Annotated in this window: 19 protein-coding genes, 1 pseudogene and 1 other annotated feature; of the genes and pseudogenes, 13 read left to right on the top strand and 7 right to left on the bottom strand. The window is 59.6% G+C overall.

Annotation, left to right across the window (positions count from 1 at the left end):
- Positions 1-24: 24 nt before the first annotated feature.
- The 3 genes from DV520_RS00105 to ruvX are packed head-to-tail and all read right to left on the bottom strand — an operon-like array spanning position 25 to position 1,897.
- Positions 25-678 (bottom strand): DUF1847 domain-containing protein, encoded by a 654-nt coding sequence (locus DV520_RS00105; RefSeq protein WP_021919201.1) that lies wholly within the window; start codon positions 676-678, stop codon positions 25-27.
- The gene (gene udp, locus DV520_RS00100; RefSeq protein ID WP_117141391.1) at positions 675-1,460 is read right to left on the bottom strand and encodes a uridine phosphorylase; all 786 of its coding nucleotides are present in this window, start codon (positions 1,458-1,460) and stop codon (positions 675-677) included. The genes DV520_RS00105 and udp overlap by 4 nt, the downstream gene beginning before the upstream one ends.
- Positions 1,457-1,897, bottom strand: a complete 441-nt coding sequence (gene ruvX / locus DV520_RS00095; RefSeq protein WP_329989613.1) for a Holliday junction resolvase RuvX — start codon at positions 1,895-1,897, stop codon at positions 1,457-1,459. Before ruvX ends, udp begins: the two co-directional genes overlap by 4 nt.
- Positions 1,898-2,298: 401 nt before the next feature.
- Here ruvX and rpmG point away from each other — a divergent pair, with 401 nt between their 5' ends.
- From rpmG to rplL, 7 genes are all read left to right on the top strand, one after another.
- Positions 2,299-2,463 (top strand): 50S ribosomal protein L33, encoded by a 165-nt coding sequence (rpmG, locus tag DV520_RS00090; protein WP_021920277.1) that lies wholly within the window; start codon positions 2,299-2,301, stop codon positions 2,461-2,463.
- A 41-nt stretch (positions 2,464-2,504) separates the two neighbouring features.
- Positions 2,505-2,819, top strand: coding sequence for a preprotein translocase subunit SecE (secE, locus tag DV520_RS00085; protein WP_021920278.1), 315 nt, complete (start codon positions 2,505-2,507; stop codon positions 2,817-2,819).
- A gap of 16 nt (positions 2,820-2,835) precedes the next feature.
- Positions 2,836-3,354, top strand: a complete 519-nt coding sequence (nusG, locus tag DV520_RS00080; protein WP_021920279.1) for a transcription termination/antitermination protein NusG — start codon at positions 2,836-2,838, stop codon at positions 3,352-3,354.
- A gap of 79 nt (positions 3,355-3,433) precedes the next feature.
- The gene (gene rplK / locus DV520_RS00075; protein ID WP_021920280.1) at positions 3,434-3,859 is read left to right on the top strand and encodes a 50S ribosomal protein L11; all 426 of its coding nucleotides are present in this window, start codon (positions 3,434-3,436) and stop codon (positions 3,857-3,859) included.
- 17 nt (positions 3,860-3,876) lie between these two features.
- Entirely contained in the window at positions 3,877-4,569 is a 693-nt protein-coding gene (gene rplA / locus DV520_RS00070; protein WP_117141389.1) for a 50S ribosomal protein L1, read from the top strand.
- A gap of 80 nt (positions 4,570-4,649) precedes the next feature.
- Positions 4,650-4,784 (top strand) — a sequence feature (ribosomal protein L10 leader region).
- A gap of 29 nt (positions 4,785-4,813) precedes the next feature.
- The gene (rplJ, locus tag DV520_RS00065) at positions 4,814-5,353 is read left to right on the top strand and encodes a 50S ribosomal protein L10 (protein ID WP_021920282.1); all 540 of its coding nucleotides are present in this window, start codon (positions 4,814-4,816) and stop codon (positions 5,351-5,353) included.
- A 69-nt stretch (positions 5,354-5,422) separates the two neighbouring features.
- Entirely contained in the window at positions 5,423-5,800 is a 378-nt protein-coding gene (rplL, locus tag DV520_RS00060) for a 50S ribosomal protein L7/L12 (RefSeq protein WP_021920283.1), read from the top strand.
- Between the two features lie 725 nt (positions 5,801-6,525).
- On the opposite strand, the gene DV520_RS00055 is transcribed toward rplL, so the two are convergent.
- The 3 genes from DV520_RS00055 to DV520_RS00045 all read right to left on the bottom strand — a co-directional run bounded on the left by DV520_RS00055 (position 6,526) and on the right by DV520_RS00045 (position 12,233).
- Positions 6,526-10,179 (bottom strand): S-layer homology domain-containing protein, encoded by a 3,654-nt coding sequence (locus DV520_RS00055; RefSeq protein WP_117141388.1) that lies wholly within the window; start codon positions 10,177-10,179, stop codon positions 6,526-6,528.
- A gap of 206 nt (positions 10,180-10,385) precedes the next feature.
- On the bottom strand, positions 10,386-11,006 hold the full coding sequence (locus DV520_RS00050; RefSeq protein ID WP_021919855.1) for a recombinase family protein: 621 nt from the start codon (positions 11,004-11,006) through the stop codon (positions 10,386-10,388).
- Positions 11,007-11,108: 102 nt separating this feature from the next.
- Entirely contained in the window at positions 11,109-12,233 is a 1,125-nt protein-coding gene (locus tag DV520_RS00045) for a radical SAM protein (protein ID WP_021919854.1), read from the bottom strand.
- A gap of 217 nt (positions 12,234-12,450) precedes the next feature.
- Between DV520_RS00045 and DV520_RS00040 the strand changes: the two genes are divergently transcribed.
- Positions 12,451-13,632 (top strand): coenzyme F420-0:L-glutamate ligase, encoded by a 1,182-nt coding sequence (locus tag DV520_RS00040; RefSeq protein WP_117141386.1) that lies wholly within the window; start codon positions 12,451-12,453, stop codon positions 13,630-13,632.
- A gap of 299 nt (positions 13,633-13,931) precedes the next feature.
- Positions 13,932-15,371 (top strand): S-layer homology domain-containing protein, encoded by a 1,440-nt coding sequence (locus DV520_RS00030; protein ID WP_117141384.1) that lies wholly within the window; start codon positions 13,932-13,934, stop codon positions 15,369-15,371.
- Positions 15,372-15,449: 78 nt separating this feature from the next.
- Here DV520_RS00030 and DV520_RS00025 read toward each other — a convergent pair whose 3' ends face one another.
- A complete protein-coding gene (locus tag DV520_RS00025; protein WP_117141383.1) occupies positions 15,450-16,859 on the bottom strand; it encodes a polysaccharide deacetylase family protein in 1,410 nt (469 codons plus the stop codon).
- Between the two features lie 271 nt (positions 16,860-17,130).
- On the opposite strand from DV520_RS00025, the gene DV520_RS00020 reads away from it, so the two are divergent.
- From DV520_RS00020 to DV520_RS00005, 4 genes and pseudogenes are all read left to right on the top strand, one after another.
- Entirely contained in the window at positions 17,131-17,631 is a 501-nt protein-coding gene (locus DV520_RS00020; RefSeq protein ID WP_021919850.1) for a MarR family winged helix-turn-helix transcriptional regulator, read from the top strand.
- Positions 17,594-19,342: an ABC transporter ATP-binding protein gene (locus DV520_RS00015; protein ID WP_021919849.1), complete on the top strand. Its 1,749-nt coding sequence runs from the start codon at positions 17,594-17,596 to the stop codon at positions 19,340-19,342. Before DV520_RS00020 ends, DV520_RS00015 begins: the two co-directional genes overlap by 38 nt.
- Entirely contained in the window at positions 19,342-21,270 is a 1,929-nt protein-coding gene (locus DV520_RS00010) for an ABC transporter ATP-binding protein (RefSeq protein WP_117141381.1), read from the top strand. The genes DV520_RS00015 and DV520_RS00010 overlap by 1 nt, the downstream gene beginning before the upstream one ends.
- A gap of 458 nt (positions 21,271-21,728) precedes the next feature.
- Positions 21,729-22,196: pseudogene (locus DV520_RS00005) on the top strand (threonine--tRNA ligase); the annotation flags it as partial.

Below are 22,196 nucleotides of genomic sequence, written 5' to 3'. Positions count from 1 at the left end.
CGCCCCCGGAGGGGCGGGAGGGATTCATTCGTCTTCCAAAGGCCGCATGAGGTTGGCATAATACCCCTCGGCGGTGTACAGGGCCATCACCGGGTTGTGGACCAGGACCCGGTCCTTCACCACCAGGGTGGTGGTCACCGCCTTGGCATGCTTATAAAACAGGCTGTCATGGCCCACGCACAGACCCATGACAATGTTCAGTTCTGTCCCCGCCTCGTTGAGCAGCTGGGCCTGGAGCACCGGGTTGCAGGCCACGGGGCCGGGGCCCTGGTGGGCCTGGTCGATGCCCAGCTCAGTCTTAAAAATCTCCCCGGTTTTGCACCCCACGCCGAAGACCTCAAAACCATTGGCCCGGAGCATCTTGGCCAAGATCCGGCTCTCTCGGAGCAGGGCCACACAGGTGGCAATGCCAATCTTATGGTAGCCCATCCGCTTGGCGAACAGGATGGTCTCCTGGACCCGGGGCCACTTCCGGTACCCGTCGGACTCAATGCCCGCGGCCACCTGGGCCAGCTTTCGGTCCTCCTGGTCGGTGAGATACTGGTTCAGGGAGGCCGCCCGCTGTTCCTCTGTCACCTGCTGGCTGACGCAGAAGGCAGGGTGGGGGCGGGTGGAGGTGTGGTTGTCACAGCGGGTCACCGCACAGTCAATGCAGGACCGGCGGATCTCCTGGCTCATGCCCGTCCCTCCTTAGCCCGGTCCCGGCGGATGAGCTCCTTGACCGCCTCAACCGCCAGCTTCACCGACAGGGTGACATCTTCCGACTCCTTTTGGTCCAGGCCGGCTTTCTCCCGCTCCTGGTTCCAAATCACGTGAAACGCCGAGCCGCAGCGGACCCCCAGGGCCGCGGCGGCGGTGAAGAGAGCCGCTGACTCCATCTCGCTGGCCAGCACCCCCAGGCGCTTCCAGGCCTCCCACTTGGCTTCCAGCTCATAGGACACCGGCATCCGGCCGGGGGCGTGCTGGCCATAGAAGGAGTCCTTGCACTGCACCACCCCCGCGTGCCAGGGATGGCCCAGGGCCTTGGCGGTGTCCACCAGGGCCGAGAGCACCTCATAGTCGGGCACCGCCGGGAACTCAATGGGGGCATACTCCCGGCTGGCCCCCTCATGGCGGACCGCGCCGGTGGCGATGACCAGGTCATTGCTCTGGACCTCCAGCTTGATCCCGCCACAGGTGCCGGTGCGTACAAAGGTATCCCCGCCGATGGCGCAGAGCTCCTCCAAGGCGATCACCGCCGAAGGTCCCCCGATGCCCGTGGAGCAGACGCTGACCTTCTCCCCCAGCAGGGTGCCGGTATAGATGTTAAACTCCCGGTTGTAGGCCACATGGATGGGGTTGTCAAAATAGCGGGCGATGATCTCACTCCTGCCTGGGTCGCCCGGCAGAATGCAGTACCGGCCCACGTCCCCGGGGGCACACTGGATGTGAAATTGTACGGAACGCTCTTCCTGTTTCATGGGGTCTCTTCCTCCCTTTCCTGTCGCTGGGCCTGAAGGCGCTTCCAGTCCAGATAGCCCTCCAAAATCAAGGTGGCGGCCACCGAGTCAATCTTGTCCTTCCGGTTCTTGGCCCGCACCCCCTGTTCCCCTAAGATCCGGTGGGCGTCCACCGTGGTCCGGCGCTCGTCCCAGAGGGCCACCGGCAGGCCGGTGGCCTCCTCCAGCCGGCGGGCAAAGGCGGCGTACTTCTCCGCCCGGGGCCCTAAGGTCCCGTCCATGTTCCTGGGATAGCCCATCACCAGCTCCTGGGCCCCCTGCCGCTGGACCAGGGCGGCCAGCTCCTCCAGGACCACCTCCTGCTTCCGGCTCTTGATCAAAAAAGTCTGTCCGGCCAGGAATCCGGTGGGGTCCGACAGGGCCACCCCGGTGCGGGCGTCGCCATAGTCGATGGCCATAATACGCACAGCGATCACTTCCTTAGTTGTTTTAATGGTATCTTATCGTGAAGCCCTCCCCTTGTCAAGGGCAAGGCCCCCTTCCCGGCCCCGCCGCCAGGGGAAGAGAAAGCCCCTCTGGATCCGAAAAATGTCTTGACAATGGGGACAGGCCTGTGGTATCATGGAAACACCTATGAAAAGGGCTTATTTTTTGTGCGCAGATTACGGTATCTGGGCGCAAACCCTGGACCGTTTGGACATAGGGAGGCAAACGATGCCGATCCAGCCGTGTTTTCTTTTTATGCCCATTTGGGCTGCTGTGCATGCGCCGGGATCGGAATCGCCTGTGGACAGGCGAAAGGCCGACTTCCGGCGTTTTGTTTTTCCCGGGGCCGAACATCGTAAAGGAGGTGCCGCAAATGGCAAAAGCCGGCGCACGGGTGAAAATCACCCTCAGATGCAATGAATGCAAGCAGCGCAATTACAACACTATGAAGAACAAGAAGAATACCCCCGACCGCTTAGAGATGAACAAGTACTGCCCCTTCTGCAGAAAGCACACCGTTCATAGCGAGACTAAGTGATGATGGCCCACATTCCCTGTAAGAAAGAAGGGTGGAACTGAATGTCTGAAAAAGAAAAGATGAACCAGGACGGGACGGAGGAGAAGGCGAAAGAGACCAAACCCGCCAAGGCGGAAAAGGCCAAGGCCAAGTCCGACAAGGACAAAAAGCCCGGCTTTTTCAAGCGCGTGGGGCGGTTCTTCCGGGAGCTGAAGGCGGAACTGAAAAAGGTCGCCTGGCCCACCCGGGCAGATACCCTGAAAAAGACGGGGATCGTCATTGTCTGCGTCATCGTCGTAGGCATCATCGTTTGGATCTTCGATGGCATTGCAAGCTCCGTCATCGACGCTCTCCTCTCCCTTTTCGGCCAGCATTGACGAAAGGGGAACGCGTATGGCTGAAGAAGCGAAATGGTATGTGGCTCACACCTATTCGGGTTATGAAAACACCGTAAAAGCCACCATCGAAAAGGCCGTGGAAAACCGCAACATGGGCGACCTGATCCTGGCGGTCAACATTCCTCTGGAGACCGTCACCGAGATCACCGACGCCGGCAGCAAAACCGTGGAGCGAAAGGTCTTCCCCGGTTATGTGCTGGTCAAGATGGTGATGACCGACGAGACCTGGCATCTGGTCCGCAATGTGCGGGGGGTCACAGGCTTTGTCGGCTCTGGAAACAAGCCCATTCCCCTCACCGAGGCGGAGATCGCCTCCCTGGGCGTGGAAAAGCGGGAGGTCCTTGTGACCTACCAGGTCGGCGACAACGTCCGCATCACCGACGGCGCGCTGGAGTCCTTCCTCGGCATCGTGGAAGAGATCGACACCGAGCGTCAGAAGGTGCGGGTGGTCGTGTCCATGTTCGGCCGGGAGACCCCGGTGGAACTGGACCTGGATCAAATCGAGTCCATCTGACCCCGCGGCAGTCCCGCGGGCGTGGGAGGAGTGGTCTTCCGCTCCGTCCAACCACATTTTCATAATGGAGGTGCTCTAAGTGGCACAGAAAGTAACTGGATACGTTAAACTGCAGATTCCCGCCGGCAAGGCAACGCCGGCGCCCCCTGTTGGCCCCGCTCTGGGTCAGCACGGCATCAACATTGCCGCCTTTACCAAGGAATTCAATGAGCGCACCAAGAACGACGTGGGTCTGATCATCCCCGTGGTCATCACCGTCTATGCCGACCGTTCCTTCACCTTCATCACCAAGACCCCCCCCGCCGCGGTCCTCATCAAGAAGGCCTGCAACATTGAGAAGGGGTCCGGTGTGCCCAACAAGGATAAGGTTGCCACCATCAGCAAGGAAGACGTCCGCAAGATTGCCGAGACCAAGATGCGTGACCTGAACGCCGCCACCATCGAGGCCGCCATGAGCATGATTGCCGGTACTGCCCGCTCCATGGGCATTGTCGTTGGCGAGTAAGGCAGGAGGGTAGAGATATGTTTAGAGGAAAAAAGTATCAGGACAGCGCAAAGCAGATCGACAAGGCCAATCTGTATGACACCGCAGAGGCCATGGATCTGATTGTCAAGACCGCCCCCGCCAAGTTCGACGAGACCGTAGAGCTCCATGTGAAGCTGGGTGTTGACTCCCGTCACGCCGACCAGCAGGTCCGCGGCGCCATCGTGCTCCCCCACGGCACCGGCAAGGTGCCCCGCGTGCTGGTCTTCGCCAAGGGCGACAAGGCCGACGCAGCCAAGGAGGCCGGCGCCGATTACGTGGGCGAGGCCGATCTGGCCCAGAAGATCCAGCAGGAGAACTGGTTCGACTTCGACGTGGTCATCGCCTCCCCCGACATGATGAGCGTGGTGGGCCGTCTGGGTAAGGTGCTGGGCCCCAAGGGCCTCATGCCCTCCCCCAAGGCCGGTACCGTCACCCCCAACGTGGCCGGCGCCGTGCAGGAAGCCAAGGCCGGTAAGGTGGAGTACCGTCTGGACAAGACCAACATCATCCACTGCCCCATCGGCAAGGTCTCCTTCGGCGCGGAGAAGCTGGGCGAGAACTTCAGCACCCTCATGGGCGCCATCCTGAAGGCCAAGCCCGCCGCCGCCAAGGGCACCTATATCAAGAGCTGCGTGGTGGCCTCCACCATGGGCCCCGGCATCAAGGTCAACGCCGCGAAGCTGGGCTGATTTTTCCGGGTTTTCCCAGAAAAAGTGCAAATTCCGTTGTCATTTTCCGGAAAGGCGCTTGACAGCGCCTTTCCGGAATGATAAAATATTACAGCGTTCCAAAGACAGCAGGTGCCCCATAAATCCTGCCGAGGATGCAGTTCATCAGATAGCTCTATCTATGATTGCTTCACGTTTCTGTGTCTTTTGGCGCGGGAACGTTTTTTCTTTGGTTCCATTCTCACTCTGGAGGTGAAACAACAGCATGCCTAACGCAAAGATTCTCAGCGAGAAACAGGCCATTGTGGCTTCCCTGACCGAGAAGTTCCAGAATGCCGCCGCCGGCGTCATTGTGGACTACCGCGGCATCACCGTGGCAGAGGACACCGAGCTGCGCGCCAAGATGCGCGAGAACGGCGTGGAATACTTCGTGGTGAAGAACACGCTGGCCCGCTTTGCCGCCAAGAACGCCGGCCTGGACGAACTGTGCGACGTCCTGGAGGGCACCACTTCCATCGCCATCTGCGAGGGAGACCCTGTGGCTGCGGCCAAGGTGGTGGCTGAGTTCTCCAAGAAGCTGGCCGCCCAGGAGAAGTTCGTGATCAAGTCCGGTTTCGTGGATGGCAAAGTCATTTCCGTGGACGAGGTCAAGGCCCTGGCCGACCTGCCCAGCAGAGAGGTCCTGGTGGCCACCGTTCTGGGCACCCTTATCGCCCCCGTCAGAGGGCTGGCAACCGTTCTGGACGCCAACATCTCTGGCTTGGCCCGCGTGATGCAGGCCATTGCCGACCAGAAGGGTGCGTAAACGCCCCGGTTGGCTCCGCACTGATGTTAAAACATTTTATTTTACTTTACTATTTGGAGGTACACTACTATGGCAAGCGAGAAGATCACTGCTCTGATCGAAGAAGTTAAGGCTCTGACCGTTCTGGAGCTGTCCGAGCTGGTTCACGCCCTGGAAGACGAGTTCGGCGTTTCCGCCGCTGCTCCCGTTGCTGTTGCTGCCGCTGCCGCTCCCGCTGCTGAGGCCGCTGCTGAGAAGACCGAGTTCGACGTGGTTCTGGCCAGCTTCGGCGATGAGAAGATCAAGGTCATCAAGGCTGTCCGTGAGATCACCGGCCTGGGCCTGGCTGACGCCAAGGCTGTTGTTGAGGCCGCTCCCAAGGCCATCAAGGAAGGCGTTTCCAAGGATGAGGCCGAGGACCTGAAGAAGAAGCTGGAAGAGGCTGGCGCTAAGGTTGAGCTGAAGTAATCAAATAAACAGCTACATGAGTCCCTGCCGCGTATGCGGCGGGGACTTTTTTGTTTCCCTGGAAGATAAGCCGGCCGGGGGTTGGAACCCTGGTCCCTGTTGGGGCCTCCCAGCCGTTGGAACGGCAGGGAACCTTGGCCTGCCCGGCCGGGGCCCCATTTCTTGGGAAGAAATGGGGGAAAGAACCCCCGGGGGAGGAGGTTCCTCCCCCGGAACCCCCTTCTCTGGTGGGATTATGTGGGGGGGAGGCTGTACCTCTTACGGGATACCTGGCCTGCGGCCCTCACATTGAAAGGCCCGTAACGGCCCGTCCACCGGCTGGGCGGGCTGGGGACGTGGACAGGTACCCTTTGGGAAAAGGAGGAGAAAAACCATTCTTTTTCCTACTTTTTCCTCCCGTCAACGAACCACCTCTCCCGCCCGCCCGAGCCGGTGGGCGGGCCATGAGGCGTTGGTCTTGGAGGCCGCAGGCCAGGCCCCTACCTGACCAACCACCTTCCCCCATTCCTCCCACCAGAGAATGGGGTTCCAAGGGGAAGGAACCTCCTTCCCCTTGGTGTTCTTTCCCCTATTTCTTCAAAGAAATAGGGCCCCGCCCGGGAGGGCTCCGTTCCCGCCCGTTCCAACGGCGATGGAAAAAGCCCCCATCGCTCTCTGCCCCCAATCCAGAGAAAAAACCGAGGAGAGAGCCGCAGCTCCCTCCCCGGTCTCGGGTAGTTTGTAGATTATTTTACCACGGTCTCACACAGCCGCATGAGGATGGTGGCCACCTGGGCGCGGGTGGCACTGCCCTGGGGGTTCAGGGTGGTGTCCGTCACCCCGGTGATAAGCTTCTGGGCATTGGCCCAGGCCAGAGCGTCCTTGGCGTAGCCGCTGATGGAGGCGGCGTCGGTGTAGCCCGACAGGTCCGCCTTCTGGCTCACGTCATAGCCTTTGTAGGCGGCATACCGGTACAGGATCGCCGCCATCTGCTCCCGGGTGATGGGGCTGTTGGGGGCGAAGGTGGTGGCGCTGGTGCCGTTGACAATGTCGTTGGCCGCTGCCCAGGCAACGGCATCGGCATACCAGGCGCCGCTCTCCACGTCGGTGAAGGCGCTGCCGCCGGACACCGCGGGCTCGTTCTCCAGCCGGTAGAGGATGGTCACGATCATCCCGCGGGTGGTGGTGGAGGCAGGGGCAAACCGGTCCGCCGAAACGCCGGTCATCATGCCCTTGTCGTAGACATACTGGACTGCCTCATAGAACCAATCGCCGCTCTTCACATCGGTGAAGGGCAGGGTGGGTGTCACGGCGTTCTCGGTCCACTTGGCGTACACAGTGGTGTTGCCGTTCAGCTTCACGGAGGTGACCTTCTGGGTCAGGGCCTCGTCGCTGTACCAGCCGGCAAAGGTGTAGCCCTCCCGGGTGGGTACATACTGCCCCAGGTCCACGGTGGTCCCCTTCTCCTTGGTCACCTTGGCAATGGCGGAGCCGCCGTTGGTGTCAAAGCTCAGGGTGTACTTGGTGGTGACGGAACCGCCACCTCCGCCGCCTCCACCGCTGGAAGACAAGGTGACGGAGATGGTCTCTGCCTCGGTGACGGTGAACGTACCGGTCTGCGTGCGGTAGCCGCTCTTGGAGACCTCATAGGTATAAGTCTTATCCTTCTCCAGCGCATACTTCCCGTTGACCGCGCTTACTGCTTTACCATCAGAACCCTTGACAACGATGTTGGCGTCAGACGGAGTCACATTGAAGGTGATCTCATAATAGGTCGTTGGGCTTTCTTCTCCCTTGGTCACTGTTCCGATCACTGCACCATTCAGAGTATCCTGCGAACCATTATTGGTACTGAGAGAAATCGTATTGCTCTTTCCTTCCTCCGTAGCAGAAACGTTGAGGATCGCGCCCTCGTTTACAATCAGGTTCGCGGCATGATCATTCGTCATAAACACAGCTGGATGTTCTTTGTCGCCACAGTTGGTCACAGACACTGCACTGCCAGCTTCGATGATTAGCCCGCCATTCGTGTCCTCTCCAAGACCTGTGCTATTGATACTGATCCCGCGATAGGCTGTGTTGTCAACGTTGATGTTGGAATTCCCTTTGACTTCGATACGATCAGCACTGAAACCATGGGCATCACAGTCGTCGATCTCAATGGCAGATTCGCTATCAAGCGTCCAGACTCCACCATTGGAGAAGTTGCCCCGGATACCGGTGGCGGTGATTGTCGAGTGATTGAGTGTAAAGATACCCGTTCCTACCTCACCGCTGTTCTGAGGCTTTGCAGAGATGGTAGCAGCTTCCAGATTAGAGAGGGTCACGTTAGAATTGTTCAACTCCAACGCACCACCATACTGCACGTCAAAGCCGTCCCCAATCCCTTGACCTTCTTCACCGGAACCGGAGATCATCATCGTCACGCCATCCAGTGTCAGCTTAGCATCCTTGGAAACCGTAAACGCTTTATTTCTGCTTGTGCTGCCGGTTGTGAGATTGATCTTGAGGCCTTCTTTGCCCTGGATCGTGACATTTTTCGAGATGGTCGTATTGAAATTGGTCGCTGTCACGTCCTTGAGCAGCGTGATGGTGCCGCCGTTGCTCGCTACGGCGGTCAGGGCATCACTAAAGGAACCGGAAGAGACAGAGGTGGTTCCATCTTTCGTAGTCTGGTATGTAACCTCGGCAGTCCCGTCATAGGCAACAACCTCGAAGGTGGAGAAATGGCTGGTTGTCCAGGACAGGATGCCATCAGACAGAGCCGCATTCATGTCCTCCATCTTTCCATTATCCGTGCAGTACACCTTGACGTTGCCTTTTCCCCCGTCTGCGGTATAAGGTACAGAGATGGTCACAGCGCCATCGCCGCTACCGTCGAAAGCGTTTTCTTCCCCGACGGTGGCGGTGACTTCGTAGACTGGGTTGCTGCCCTCTTTAGACTTGTCCTCCAACTTGATGACCACGCTGGCGGTCTTATCAACCTCGGTCGCCTTGGCCGTCATATCGTTCCAGGCCGCGTCGCTGATGGTCAGAGTGCCCACGTCGGTTTTCAGCTCGACTTCCTTCACCTTCTCATTCTTATTGATGGAGGTCAGGGCATTGGAACCGACCGTAATTTCAGCTGCTGTGCCAGTAGTAGTTTCCCCACCATCGTCGGAAGACACATCAATCGTAACCTTGCCGGAATTGTCGGTGGAGATGCTGCCGTTGCCGCCACTCTCGGGGGTTTCACCTCCGCTGTAGTTGCCATCTACCGTGGCAATCACATTGCCGCTCTCATCCTTATCGGTAGAAACCTGCGCGCCATCGGCAACATTAACTACATATTTGTTGTCAGAATCCTTTGCGCAGGCATAGCCCGTAGCACAAAATTCTCCGACATCATGAGAGAATGTACCGCCAGAAATTTCAATGGTGCCATTCCCAAGGTCCTGTCCTTGCTCCTGGTTCACAATCCCGCTTGACCCGGTGAAAGAACCTCCTTTGATCACAACAGAACCAATGCTGCTACCTCCACCCATCTGTTCCAAGATATACGGGCCGGTAAAGGTTCCTTTCTGAATCGTCAACTGGCCTTTATCCATCGTGTCATTGATATATCCATTCAGGATTGTCGCGTTCGTGGAGTCCTTTCCTTCGAAGGTACCCCCTTCCACTGTCGCCACATTCCAGTTCAGGAGGCAGGCCTGTGCATAGCTGGAGAACGTGCCGCCTTTGATGGTCAGTTCGCCATAATCATCATTCTTGATGGTATTCAGGCCGCCGCTAAAGGTTCCGCCATTGATCGTCATGACGGAGAGCTCTCCACCTGTATTGTTGTTTCCGTTATACCAACCGTTTTCGATGAGGCTGGAAAACTTTCCTGCTCCATTTTCCCCCTGGTTAACGGTGACGCCCTCATTGATCGTCATGGTACCATGGTTCAGAATGGTATAATAAGAATTGCTTCCGCTATCCTCTTCGCTTGTACCCTTTTCTTGGCTGCGAGTATACGTGCCTCCATTCAAAACAACCGTACCGCTGTTATTAACGGCAGCCTTTTGATGAGATACATTGTCAACTGTGCCGGGACCTTCAATGGTCAGTGTACCGCCTGCGGCGACTTCAATGGTATTTGCACCGGCTTGGTTGGTCAGCTTCTTGCCATTCAGATTGAGCGTAACTTCATTGTTCGCTTCCACTTTCAAAGCACCACTGGTCAACGTAACATCGCTCTCAAGGACATAGTTCCCTGTCGTCAATGTCGTGGTGCTTGCGGTAATCTGATTCCCGCTGGTCTCGCCTTCGTCTTCCGTCGCCGGCGCAGCAGTACCAGTCGTTCCCGCCGCCAACGCCGCCGGAACCATGGTCAGCAGCATGCACAGGCACAGGAACATGGACAAAAGTCGTTTCTTCATTGGTTTGTTTTCCTTCCTTTCTGATTTTATTGGGGTCTCGCAGGTGTTAAATGCAGAGCAATCACCCCCCACACTTTCAAAAAGTGTACTTTTTCAGACAAAAAAATAATTGCCTCATTTCCCCCAAAAATCTTGCAAAAAAGGAAAAATACATGTATTATTTTGATAGGTACTTTTCCCATAAAGTAATTTGAAAAAGTACACCTTTACAAATCCAAACCGGGCGGCAGTGCGGCCGTGGTTTCCCACTGCACCGCCTTGGAATAGAAGGTCCCCACTGGCATCTCACAGGCTTTCGCGGCCTGCTTGAGGGTCAGTTTTTTGCTGCGCCAGGCCCGGTGCACGGCGGGAAAATTCTCCGGCAGGGGCCGGGGCGGGCGGCCAAAGCGGACGCCCCGGGCCTTGGCCGCCGCGATGCCCTCCGCCTGGCGCTGGTGGATGGCGGCCCGCTCGTTCTCCGCCACGAAGGAGAGGACCTGGAGGACAATGTCGCTGAGAAAGGTCCCCATCAGGTCCTTGCCCCTTCTCGTGTCCAGCAGGGGCATGTCCAGCACCACGATATCCACCCCCTTTTCCTTGGTCAGCACCCGCCACTGCTCCAGGATCTCCCGATAGTTCCGGCCCAGCCGGTCAATGCTCTTGATGTACAGCACGTCGTCCCGCTTCAGCCGCCGCACCAATTTCCGGTACTGGGGCCGGTCAAAGTCCTTGCCGGACTGGTGGTCCCGGTACAGATTCTTCTCCGGGATCTCCAGCTCCCCCATGGCCAGCCGCTGCCGCTCCTCGTTCTGGTCCCGGGTGCTGACCCGGATGTACCCATAGTTCATCCCTGAACCCCTCCTGTTCTCTCTCCGGCAGAAAAAAACAAAGGCTTCCCACCCATCCTCCCTGGGTAGGAAGCCTTTCGCGTCCGCTGCCCGGTCCCCCCTTCAAATGGGAATGGCCCGGATCATCAGCCGGTCACACACGGCGTCAATGTTGGTCTTGTCGATGTTGGCCTGGTCCATGGTCTGTTTCACCTTGTCCACCAGCACCTGGTTGCTCAGGTCCCGCAGCTGGCCCATGAGGCCCAGGCGGCGGCCCAGGCGGAAGAGCATCTGCTGGTCCTCCGGCAGGTCCAAAAACCGGTCGATGAGGGCCAGCATGCGGTCCTTGTCCTGGGGCAGCCGGCCCTTGAGCTCCAGCAGGATGTTCAAAATGTGGTCGCTGTCCACCCAGCTGGTGATGCCGTGGAGGTTCTCCAGAAACAGGCGGATCTCCCCAATGGTCTCCACATCGTTGGGCCGGGTGAGCAGGCCAGTCTCATAGTCCTCGTACATCTCCAGATTCTCCGCCAGGGCCATGGAGCGGATGCGGATGAAGTCGGGGTTCACCTGGTTCATCACGTCGGCGGTGTCCAGGGCGCTCTGGCGGGCGTACTCCCGCCCCCCCATGCCGGGCATGTAGAACTCATTGATCTCAATGCCGGCGGCCTTGGCCTTGATGCCGGCCTCGATCTGGGCCTGCTTGGTGACCCCCTTCCGCATGCGCTTCAAAATCTCGTCGTTGCCCGTCTCCAGGCCGATGTGGAAGCGGTTGAGCTTCAGCTGGGCATAGCGCTGCAGCCGCTCGGGCTTCAGGCGGTTGATGGTGTCCGACCGGGCATAGGTGGTGATGCGCTGGATCTGGGGGAAAGCGGCGTTGAGGTACTCCAGCACGTCAGTGAGCTGGTCAGGGGGCATGAGCAGACTGTTGCCGTCCTGGAAAAACACCGACTCCATGCCGCTCTGCACCCAGTGATAGGCCATGGAGCAGGCCTCGTAATCCCCCTCGGACTTGGCCTGCCGGGGGGGCTGCTTCCCCTGAAAGACATCCACCCAGTATTTGATGAGGTCAATGTCCTTCTTCACGTCCTCGGCCCGCCGGATGCTGAAGGGCACGTCCCGGTAAAAGCCGCAGAACCGGCACTTGTTCCAGCCGCAGCCCCGGTTGATCCGCAGCAGCAGACTGTACGCCTCACTGGGGGGACGGATGGGCCCCAGCTCGAACCCGTTGTATGGTGTGATCTTCTGCAAAGCAGGGTCCTCCTTTTTGATTTTTGAGGTCATTATACAGGAACTTCCCCGCCCCTGCAAGGCTTCTCTCCCCCCGGCGCCGCCGGACCGGGAAGAAACCTGGGGAAAACCCCCGTTTTTGCCAAAAAAGAACTTGCCATTCCGGGCACATCCCTGTATAATAGTTGCGGTATTTTTTCGGAAGAAATGATCCTATTCTTGAACTATATTGGAGGACATGACCATGGCAGGCGTTATTTCCAGAGGCATCCGAGGCCCCATCATCCGCGAGGGGGACGACATCGTCGATATCGTGGTAAACAGTGTCTATGCGTCTGAGCAGGCAGACGGCTACACCCTGCAGGACCGGGATGTGATCGCCGTGACCGAGTCCGTGGTGGCCCGGGCCCAGGGCAACTATGTCACTGTGGATCAGGTTGCCCAGGATATCCGCAATAAATTCCCCGCGAAGAAGCTGGGGCTGGTCTTCCCCATTCTCAGCCGGAACCGGTTCTCCATGTGCCTGAAGGGCATCGCCCGGGCCATGGACGAGGTGGTCATTCTGTTCAGCTACCCCAACGACGAGGTGGGCAACCCCCTCATGGTCCGCTCGGCCTATCTGAAGAACCGGTACAGCGGGGTCTATGACTTCCAGGAGGCCGACTTTGTCAAAACCTTTGGCTCCCCCGTCCACCCCTTCACCGGGGTCAACTACCTGGACTTCTACCGGGAGGTCATTGAGAGCGAGGGGGCCAAGGCCACCTTCCTCTTCTCCAACGACTGCCGCTACATCGCCTCCTTCTGTGACCAGGTGCTCTGCTGCGATATCCACACCCGGAACGAAACCCGGGACGTGCTCCAGGCCATGGGCAAGACCGTCTTCACCCTGGCTGACGTGATGTCCGCCCCGGTGAACGGCAGCGGCTATCACGACAAGTACGGCATGCTGGGCTCTAACAAGGCCACCGAGGAGAAGCTGAAGCTCTTCCCCCGGAACTGCCAGCCAGTGGTGGACAGCATCCAGGCCCGGATCGCAAAGGAGCGGGGGTTGCACGTGGAGGTGATGGTCTACGGCGACGGGGCCTTCAAAGACCCGGTGGGCGGCATCTGGGAGCTGGCCGACCCGGTGGTCTCCCCCGCCTATACCGCCGGCCTGGCGGGCAAGCCCAATGAGCTGAAGCTGAAGTTCCTGGCCGACAACGACTTTGCCGACCTGTCCGGGGAGGCCCTCCAAGAGGCCATCCGCCAGGAGATCAAGGCCAAAAACGCCGACCTGGTGGGGGACATGAGCTCCGAGGGCACCACCCCCCGGCAGTACACCGACCTGCTGGGCTCCCTGTGCGATCTGACCTCCGGCTCCGGCGATAAGGGGACCCCCTTCATCGTCATTCAGAACTACTTCACCAACTACGCAGAGTGAGGAAATTGGGGACCCCCTTCGCTGGGCTCCCAAATTTGAGGGGCCGCGCTCCCCTGCGCGCAAACTCCCCGGCCGCTTTCGGCCGGGGAGTTCACATTTGGGGGCTCATTTGTTCCTGCGCCTGCGGGCGCTGGAAGTCTGCTGCGCTTTTTTGGCGGGGCGTCGTTTTTGTTATTTTTGACAAAATAAATTGCTTTTTCTCCCGGTTTCTTGTATCATAAAGGAGAGACTTTTGGGGGGCTGCGCTCGTCTTATGAATAGAATGGAAGCCATCCCCAGAGAAAAGGAGTGAATGTACCATGAAACGCGTTTCCCTCTTGTTGGCCGTGGTCCTGCTGCTGAGTGTCCTTCCCTTGGGGGCCGGTGCGGCGGGGACCCAGCTGGCCTTCACCCAGCAGCCCCAGGACTGTACTGCCATGCCCGGAAGAGATACCGCTGTCTTTTCCGTCCAGGCCGTGGGCGATCCCGCTCCTACCTATCAGTGGCAGCTGAAAAAGAGTGATACCTGGGAAAACCTGTTCCTCGTCACTCAGCCTACCTATACCATCTCCCGAGTCTACCCGGATATGGACGGCTGGCAGTACCGCTGTCTGGCCACCAGCGGGGAGAAAACCATCGCCTCTCAGGTGGTTACCCTCCACGCCCGCCTAAATGACATCACCCTGCGCCAACTGGCCATCACCCCACCGGTGGCCGGGGAGGTCCCCATGCAGGAACTTCCCGAAACCGACCAGTACCGGTTTCCCCGCGGGATCTTCTGGGACCCTGAACTCCATGAGGGCACCTTCGCCCCCGACACCGTTTACACCGCCACCGTCTATCTGGAGGCCAAGCCCACCTACACCCTGGACGGACTCAGCGAGGACTTCTTCCAGGTTCCCGGTGCCACGGAAGTCTCCTATTCCTATGACAACAGAGGAGTTGTCACCGCCGTCTTCCCCAAGACCGGCGGCGATCCCCTTCACTATCCCGTCAGTGCTGTCATCCTTGAGGGAGAGGGCACGGTGACGTTCTCCGACACCAACCCTGCCAAGGGGGACACCGTCACCTTCACCGTCACCCCCGCCCCCCACTACAAGTTAAAACGGCTCTTCCTTGCCATGGATTATAAAGACCTGGGCAACGGACGCTATTCCTTTGTCATGCCCGCCTCTCCCTTCCAAGTCCATGTCAACTTTGTACTATCCGACCCCCTGGTCTACCCCTACGAAGACCCTGCCCCCTACTACGCCACCACTGCTGCCAGCTATCTCTATGCCGCCGGCATCATGCAGGGCACCAGTGAGACCACGTTCTCTCCCTACGCCCCCATGACCCGTGCCATGGTGGCCACCGTCCTCTACCGCATGGCCGGGGAGCCAGCGGTTTCCGGCGACGTCACCTTCTCCGACGTACCCGCCGACACCTGGTACACCCAGGCTGTGGCCTGGGCCCAGGAGAAAGGGGTCATCCAAGGTACCAGCCCCACCACCTTCTCCCCTGACAGCCAGGTCACCCGGGAGCAGCTGGCCACCATGCTCTGGCGTTACGACGGCAGCCCTGCGCCCAGTGCGGGCACGGTTATGGACTTCCCCGACCTGGCTGACCTCTCCACTTGGGCTACGGACGCCATGACCTGGGCCGTGGACCAGAAGATCGTCCAGGGATACAATGGCACCCTTATTCCCAGGGAACCCGCCATCCGAGGGCAAGTGGCCGCCATGCTCTGGCGCTACCTGGGCTCTCCCCTCTGGGTATGAGGACGCTGCCCCACCACATTCTGAAAAACGCCCCCGCATCCCATCTCCGGGATGCGGGGGCGTTTTGGTTGTTCGCCATCAGGTGTTTTGCGGCCGGGTCGTGTCCGGGTCCGTGGGAGTTTCCGGAACAGAAGGTATGTTGGGATCGGTGGACACATCCGGGTCCGTCGGCACATCGGGGTCTGTGGGAATCTCGGGCCAGGGGTAGCGGGCCAGGCGCTGGAGGATGGCCGCCCCCATGGCCCGGGTGGTGGTCTCCTCCGGGCGGAAGGCACCGTCGGACCCGTTGAGCAGGCCCAGGGCCGAGCAGTCAGCCACGTCCTCCCGGGCCCAGGCGGCAATGGAGGCACTGTCGGAATAGGTATTCAAATCAAAGGCACCGGGCTGTGCCCCCTGGTACCGGGCATACCGGGCCAGGGCCGCCGCCATCTGCTGGCGGGTCAAGGGGCTGTTCACCCCAAAGGTGTCCGCCGAGACCCCGTTCATGATGCCGGTTTCCTTGGCCCAGGTGACGTAAGGCGCAGCATAGTGGTCTATGGGAATGTCCGTAAAGCCCGAGGGCACCACCTCTTCCGCCGTTCCCCCCGCCAGACGGCCCAGGGCGGTGACAAACATGCCCCGGGTCAGAGGGAAGTTGGGGGTAAATTCCCCATACTGGTTTTTGGACATGAAGCCCTGCTCCAGGGCAAAGGAGATGGCGGGGTAGGCCCAGTGGGTATCCAGCTTGCTCTCGTCAAAATACAGGGCCTTGGCGCACCGGTTCACCCCGGTGTTCTGGGCGGAGAAGTAGAGCTTGCCCGCCTGGGGGGTGATGCCCCGCCGCCAGAACAGTTCCTCCACCGTGACCAGTTCAAAGCCCTGGGACTGCAGCTGGGTCAGCAGCCGGTCCAGCCCCTGGGCGGTGGAGGGCACCGTCTCATGGACCAGGATGATGTCCCCGTCCCTGGTCTGGGAGGAGACGTAGCTGACCAAATGGTTGGCGTCCCGGTACTTCCAGTCGCTGGAGTCCACCGACCAGCAGACCACCGGGGTCCCCGCCAGGGACAGCACCCGTTGGTTCCGGCTGCCAAAGGGCGGGCGCAGGTAAAAGCTCGTATTCCCCGTCCCTTTCAGCCCGGTGATCTGGGTGAGGGCCTGGGCCAAGCTGTCGACCTCCTGCCGGACCAAAGCGTCGGAACTCTGGACCAGATCGGGGTGGTTGTAGGTATGGTTGGCAACTTGATGCCCTTCCGCCACCATTCTCTGCACCTGGGACGCATAAATCCAAATATTATACCCATTCATAAAGAAGGTAGCTTTGGCCCCGTGGGCCTTCAGGGTGTCCAGAATGGCAGCGGAATAGCGCCCGGGACCATCGTCAAAGGTCAGTGCGGCCAGTTTCTGGCCCGGACAGTCATAGGCCGAGGCAGCAAAGGCCCCCGGCACCAGGCTAACCCCCAGCACCAAGGTGAGCAGCCCGGCAGCGAGCCGTTTCCTCCAGGTTTTCATGGGCAAGTTCCTCTCTTTCCGTGGTCCGGGACGGATCTCGGAGACACTTTACTAAGACCAAGATACCGGATTCTTCCTCAGATGTCAACCGCCGGTCTGTGTTCTCCCCTTGTTTCGGCGGCCCGGCGGCGCCCCACCGCCCCCTAAAAAATTTCCCCGTTAAACTGGTAGGGTATTGTAAAAAATCACAGTTGACAAAGAAACACCATTTGATTAAAATGTACGTTACCGAACAGTTCATGTCCGAACTTTCTAAGAGGAGGGGATGCCTGTGCGTCACCTGGAAACCCCGGACCGGTACCTCGGTCCCCGGATCAAGTTCTTATACCATGCGTTCAACCGTAAATTCATGGAGACCGCCCGCGCCAACGGTGTGGAGGAACTGACCAGCATGCACGGCCGGATCCTCGGGTATCTTTACTGGAGCCGACCAAAGGATGTCTACCAGAAAGATATTGAGGAACACTTTAACATCACCCGTTCCTCTGTGGCGGGCATCGTGAAACTGATGGAACAAAAGGGCTACATCCTCCGCCAAAGCGTCCAGGGAGACGCCCGGCTGAAAAAACTCTCCCTCACAGACCTGGGCACCCGGGCCTGTGAGCAGTCCATGGAGGCCTTCCACCACGTGGAAGGCCTGGCCATCCGGGGGCTGTCCCCGGAGCAGGTGGAGACCTTCTTGTCCCTGTGCGATGCCATCCAAACCAATCTAATTCCCCAAAAGGAGTGTGCCCATGCTAAAAACCATTCTGTCCCAAGTCAAGGAGTTTAAGCGGGTCTCCATCCTCACCCCTGTCTTTGTGCTGGGGGAGGTCATTTTGGAGATGGTCATTCCCCTGCTCATGGCCTCCATCATCGACGAAGGCGTCACGGCGGGAAACATCGACCACATCAAAACCACCGGCCTCTGGATGCTGCTGCTGGCGGTGGTCAGCCTGTGCCTGGGGCTGCTCAGCGCCCGGTTTGGCGCCCAGGCCTCAGCGGGTCTGGCCCGGAACCTTCGGCAGGCCATGTTTGAAAAGATTCAGACCTATTCCTTCTCCAACATTGACAAGTTCAGTACCTCCAGCCTGATCACTCGTCTGACCACCGACGTGACCAACGTCCAGAACGCCTACATGATGATCCTGCGGATGTGCAGCCGGGCCCCGGCCAGCCTGTTGGTGGCCATGGTGCTCTCCTTCTCCATCAACGCCGAGCTGGCCAGTATCTACCTGGTGGCGGTGGTGGTGCTGGGCGTGCTGCTCTTCCTCATCATGAGCCGGGCGATGAAATACTTTAAGCAGGTCTTCCAAAAGTACGATGACATGAACGCCAGCGTCCAAGAGAACGTCACCGGTATCCGAGTGGTGAAGGCCTACGTCCGGGAGGACCATGAGAACAAGAAGTTCCAGAAAGCCTCCCAGAATATCTACAAGACCTTCCTCTCCGCCGAGAAGATTCTCTCCTGGAACGCGCCGCTGATGAACTTCACCGTGTACGCCTGCATCCTGCTCATCAGCTGGCTGGGGGCCAACATGATCGTGGGCAGTTCCCTGACCACCGGGGAGCTCATGAACCTGCTGACCTACTGCATGAACATCCTCATGAGCCTTATGATGCTCTCCATGGTCTTTGTGATGATCACCATGAGCACCGCCAGCGCCGAGCGAATCTGTGAAGTTTTGAAGGAGGAGCCCGACCTGGTGAACCCGGAACATCCAGTGCATACCATCGCCGATGGCTCCGTGGAGTTCCGCCACGTGGACTTCGCTTATCGGAAAAACGCCGACAAGCCGGTCCTCAAGGACATCAACCTCTCCGTCCGCTCCGGCGAGACCATCGGCATCATCGGCGGCACCGGCAGCGCCAAGACCAGCCTGGTCAGTCTCATCAGCCGGCTGTACGACGTCACCGCCGGGCAGGTGCTGGTGGGCGGACGGGACGTGCGGGAATACGACCTGGAGTCCCTCCGGGACCAGGTCTCCGTGGTGCTCCAGAAAAACGTCCTCTTCTCCGGCACCATTCTGGAGAATCTGCGCTGGGGCGACGAGAACGCCTCTCTGGAGGAATGCAAACGGGCCTGCCGGCTGGCCTGCGCCGATGAGTTCATCGAAAAGATGCCCGATGGCTATGATACCTACCTGGAACAAGGGGGCACCAACGTCTCCGGCGGGCAGCGTCAGCGGCTGTGCATCGCCCGGGCCCTGCTGAAAAAGCCCAAGGTGCTCATCCTGGATGACTCCACCTCCGCGGTGGACACCGCCACCGACGCCCGCATTCGCCAGGCCTTTGCCCGGGAAATCCCGGACACCACCAAATTTATCATCGCCCAGCGGGTCTCCAGCGTGTCCGGCGCCGACCGGATTCTGGTGCTGGACGACGGGGTCATCAGCGGGTTTGACACCCATGAGAACCTGCTGAAAACCAACCCCATCTACCAGGATGTCTACGAATCCCAGACCAGCGGAAACGGCGACTTTGACGAAGGGAGTGATCACTGATGGCAGAAAAGGCAAGAACCGTACCGGGCGCCCGAGGCCGGGGCCCCAAACCCAAGCTGGAGCACCCCATGCAGACCCTGGGGCGGGTGCTGGGGTTTGTGGGGAAAAAGTATTGGCTCCACCTGATCGTGGTGGTCATTGCCATTGTGGTCAGTGTCCTGTCCATGGTCCAGGGCACCCTGTTCACCAAGACCCTCATCGACAGCTATATCCTGCCCCTGGTGAAAACCGTCCAGGCCGGCGGCACCGCCGACTTCTCCGGCCTGATCCACGCCATCACCCGGGTGGCCCTCTTCTACGCCTGCGGCGTGCTGGCCAGCCTGCTCCAGGCCCGGGTGATGATCTATGTCACCCAGGGGGCCCTGCGGGACCTGCGCAATGAGATGTTCCAGCACATGCAGACCCTCCCCATCCGGTATTTTGACACCCATGCCCACGGGGACATCATGTCCATCTACACCAACGACATTGACACCCTGCGCCAGATGATCAGCCAGAGCATGCCCCAGCTGCTCAACTGCACCATCACCGTGGTCAGCGTCCTGGTGTCCATGATCGTGCTCAGCATCCCCCTGACCCTCCTCACCCTGGCCATGGTGGCGGTGGTTCTCTTCACCACCAAGAAGTTCTCCGGTCTGTCGGGCCGGTACTTTGTGGCCCAGCAGAAAAACCTGGGCAGCCTCAACGGCTTTATCGAGGAGATGATGGAGGGCCAGAAGGTGGTCAAGGTCTTCTGCCACGAGGAGAAAAACGTGGAGGAGTTCACCCGGCGCAACGAGGCCCTCTTCCAGAGCGCCCAGAACGCCAACACCTTCGCCAGCATGCTCATGCCTGTCTCCGCCCAACTGGGCAACATCAGCTACGTCCTCTGCGCCATTTTGGGCGGTATCCTGGCCCTGGGCGGAGTGGGTGGCTTCACCCTGGGCGGCCTGGCCAGCTTCCTGACCTTTAATAAGAGCTTCAACATGCCCATCGCCCAGATCAGCATGCAGCTCAACGCGGTCATCATGGGCCTGGCCGGTGCTGACCGGGTCTTCCGTCTCCTGGACGAGGTTCCCGAAACCGATGAAGGCAACGTGGAACTGGTAAACGTCAAGGAAGGGGCCGACGGTACTCTGGTGGAGACCCAAGAGCGCACCAACGTGTGGGCCTGGAAGCGCCCCGGCCAGGACGGGCAGGCCCCCACCTATGTCCGGGTGGAGGGAGACGTGACCTTCGATGACGTGGACTTCGGCTACACCGACGAGAAAATGGTCCTGCACAACATCAAGCTCTACGCCACCCCCGGTCAGAAGATCGCCTTTGTGGGCTCCACCGGGGCGGGCAAGACCACCATCACCAACCTGATTAACCGCTTCTATGACATTCAGGACGGCAAAATCCGCTACGACGGGGTGAACATCAACCGGATCAAGAAGGCTGACCTGCGCCGCTCCCTGGGCATTGTCCTTCAGGACACCAACCTCTTCACCGGCACCGTCATGGACAACATCCGCTACGGCCGCCTGGACGCCCGGGACGAAGAGTGCATCGCCGCGGCCAAACTGGCCAACGCCGACGGATTCATCCGCCGGCTGCCCGAGGGCTACAACACCTGGATCACCGGCAACGGCGCCAACCTCAGCCAGGGCCAGCGCCAGCTGCTGGCCATCGCCCGGGCTGCGGTGGCCGATCCCCCGGTGCTCATCCTGGACGAGGCCACCTCCTCCATTGACACCCGCACCGAGATGCTGGTGCAGCAGGGCATGGACGGCCTCATGTACGGCCGGACCACCTTCGTCATCGCCCACCGGCTGTCCACTGTGCGCAACGCCGACTGCATCATGGTCCTGGAGCAGGGCCGGATCATCGAGCGGGGCAGCCATGACGAACTCATGGAGAAGAAGGGGCGCTACTACCAGCTCTACACCGGCAATCCGCCAGCGTGAGGCGCCTGTCCCATCGCAGTTCTATTCCCTGTCCTATGGGGGCGAGGCTCTTCGCCCCTGTGGGGCAGGGATATTTTTTCACAACGCTGAAGCAACAGAGAATCCTGTCTTACCCAGCCGGGCAAAGCCTTGACATTTCTCGCCAGCAGGCATATAATACCCCCATCAGAAACAGGCAACGACGGGAACCTTTCCGGTCCCGGCGCACAGAGAGGGAGCGTCATCGGCTGCAAGCGCTCCTGCCCCCAGGACCGGATCAAGCACCCTCCCCGAGCCGCCCCCCGAACCCCTCTGGGCAGTAGGCTGGGCCGGGCACCGCCCGTTACAGCGGAAACGAAGCGGCCTGTCCCCAAGGACAGGCAAGCAGGGTGGAACCGCGAGACGATATCCGTCCCGCCCCTGACATCATCAGGGGCGGGATTTTTCTTTGCCCCAAATGCTACAAGGAGGAACACACCATGTCTGATGCAAACCTGTACACCTTTGAAAACCCCGAATTCAAAAAGACCTACTGGCACACCTGCTCCCACGTGCTGGCCCAGGCCATGAAGCGCCTGCACCCCGAGGTGAAGCTGGCCATCGGCCCGGCCATTGAGAATGGCTTCTACTACGACTTTGACACCCCCGAGCCCTTCTCCGAGACCCAGCTGGCCGAGCTGGAGGCGGAGATGCGGAAGATCTGCAAGGAAAAGCTGAAGCTGGAGCGGTTCGAGCTGCCCCGGGCCGAGGCCATCCAGTTTATGGAGGAGAAGGGAGAGCCCTACAAGGTGGAGCTCATCCACGACCTGCCCGAGGACGCCACCATCTCCTTCTACAAGCAGGGGGAATTCACCGACCTGTGCGCCGGCCCCCACCTGGACTCCACCGGGCGCATTAAGGGCAACGCCATCAAGCTCACCGCCTGCAACGCCGCCTACTGGCGGGGG

Source organism: Evtepia gabavorous (genome assembly GCF_003425665.1).
GTDB lineage: Bacteria > Bacillota > Clostridia > Oscillospirales > Oscillospiraceae > Evtepia > Evtepia gabavorous.
The sequence above is the reverse complement of the archived record's forward strand: the minus strand, read 5'-3'. Positions and strand labels throughout refer to the sequence as shown.

Coding starts and splice junctions, on each gene's coding strand:
- DV520_RS00105 (WP_021919201.1), bottom strand. CDS start 678: ATGAGCCAGGAGATCCGCCGGTCCTGCATTGACTGTGCGGTGACCCGC.
- udp (WP_117141391.1), bottom strand. CDS start 1,460: ATGAAACAGGAAGAGCGTTCCGTACAATTTCACATCCAGTGTGCCCCC.
- ruvX (WP_329989613.1), bottom strand. CDS start 1,897: ATGGCCATCGACTATGGCGACGCCCGCACCGGGGTGGCCCTGTCGGAC.
- rpmG (WP_021920277.1), top strand. CDS start 2,299: ATGGCAAAAGCCGGCGCACGGGTGAAAATCACCCTCAGATGCAATGAA.
- secE (WP_021920278.1), top strand. CDS start 2,505: ATGTCTGAAAAAGAAAAGATGAACCAGGACGGGACGGAGGAGAAGGCG.
- nusG (WP_021920279.1), top strand. CDS start 2,836: ATGGCTGAAGAAGCGAAATGGTATGTGGCTCACACCTATTCGGGTTAT.
- rplA (WP_117141389.1), top strand. CDS start 3,877: ATGTTTAGAGGAAAAAAGTATCAGGACAGCGCAAAGCAGATCGACAAG.
- rplJ (WP_021920282.1), top strand. CDS start 4,814: ATGCCTAACGCAAAGATTCTCAGCGAGAAACAGGCCATTGTGGCTTCC.
- rplL (WP_021920283.1), top strand. CDS start 5,423: ATGGCAAGCGAGAAGATCACTGCTCTGATCGAAGAAGTTAAGGCTCTG.
- DV520_RS00055 (WP_117141388.1), bottom strand. CDS start 10,179: ATGAAGAAACGACTTTTGTCCATGTTCCTGTGCCTGTGCATGCTGCTG.
- DV520_RS00050 (WP_021919855.1), bottom strand. CDS start 11,006: ATGAACTATGGGTACATCCGGGTCAGCACCCGGGACCAGAACGAGGAG.
- DV520_RS00040 (WP_117141386.1), top strand. CDS start 12,451: ATGACCATGGCAGGCGTTATTTCCAGAGGCATCCGAGGCCCCATCATC.
- DV520_RS00030 (WP_117141384.1), top strand. CDS start 13,932: ATGAAACGCGTTTCCCTCTTGTTGGCCGTGGTCCTGCTGCTGAGTGTC.
- DV520_RS00025 (WP_117141383.1), bottom strand. CDS start 16,859: ATGAAAACCTGGAGGAAACGGCTCGCTGCCGGGCTGCTCACCTTGGTG.
- DV520_RS00015 (WP_021919849.1), top strand. CDS start 17,594: ATGCTAAAAACCATTCTGTCCCAAGTCAAGGAGTTTAAGCGGGTCTCC.
- DV520_RS00010 (WP_117141381.1), top strand. CDS start 19,342: ATGGCAGAAAAGGCAAGAACCGTACCGGGCGCCCGAGGCCGGGGCCCC.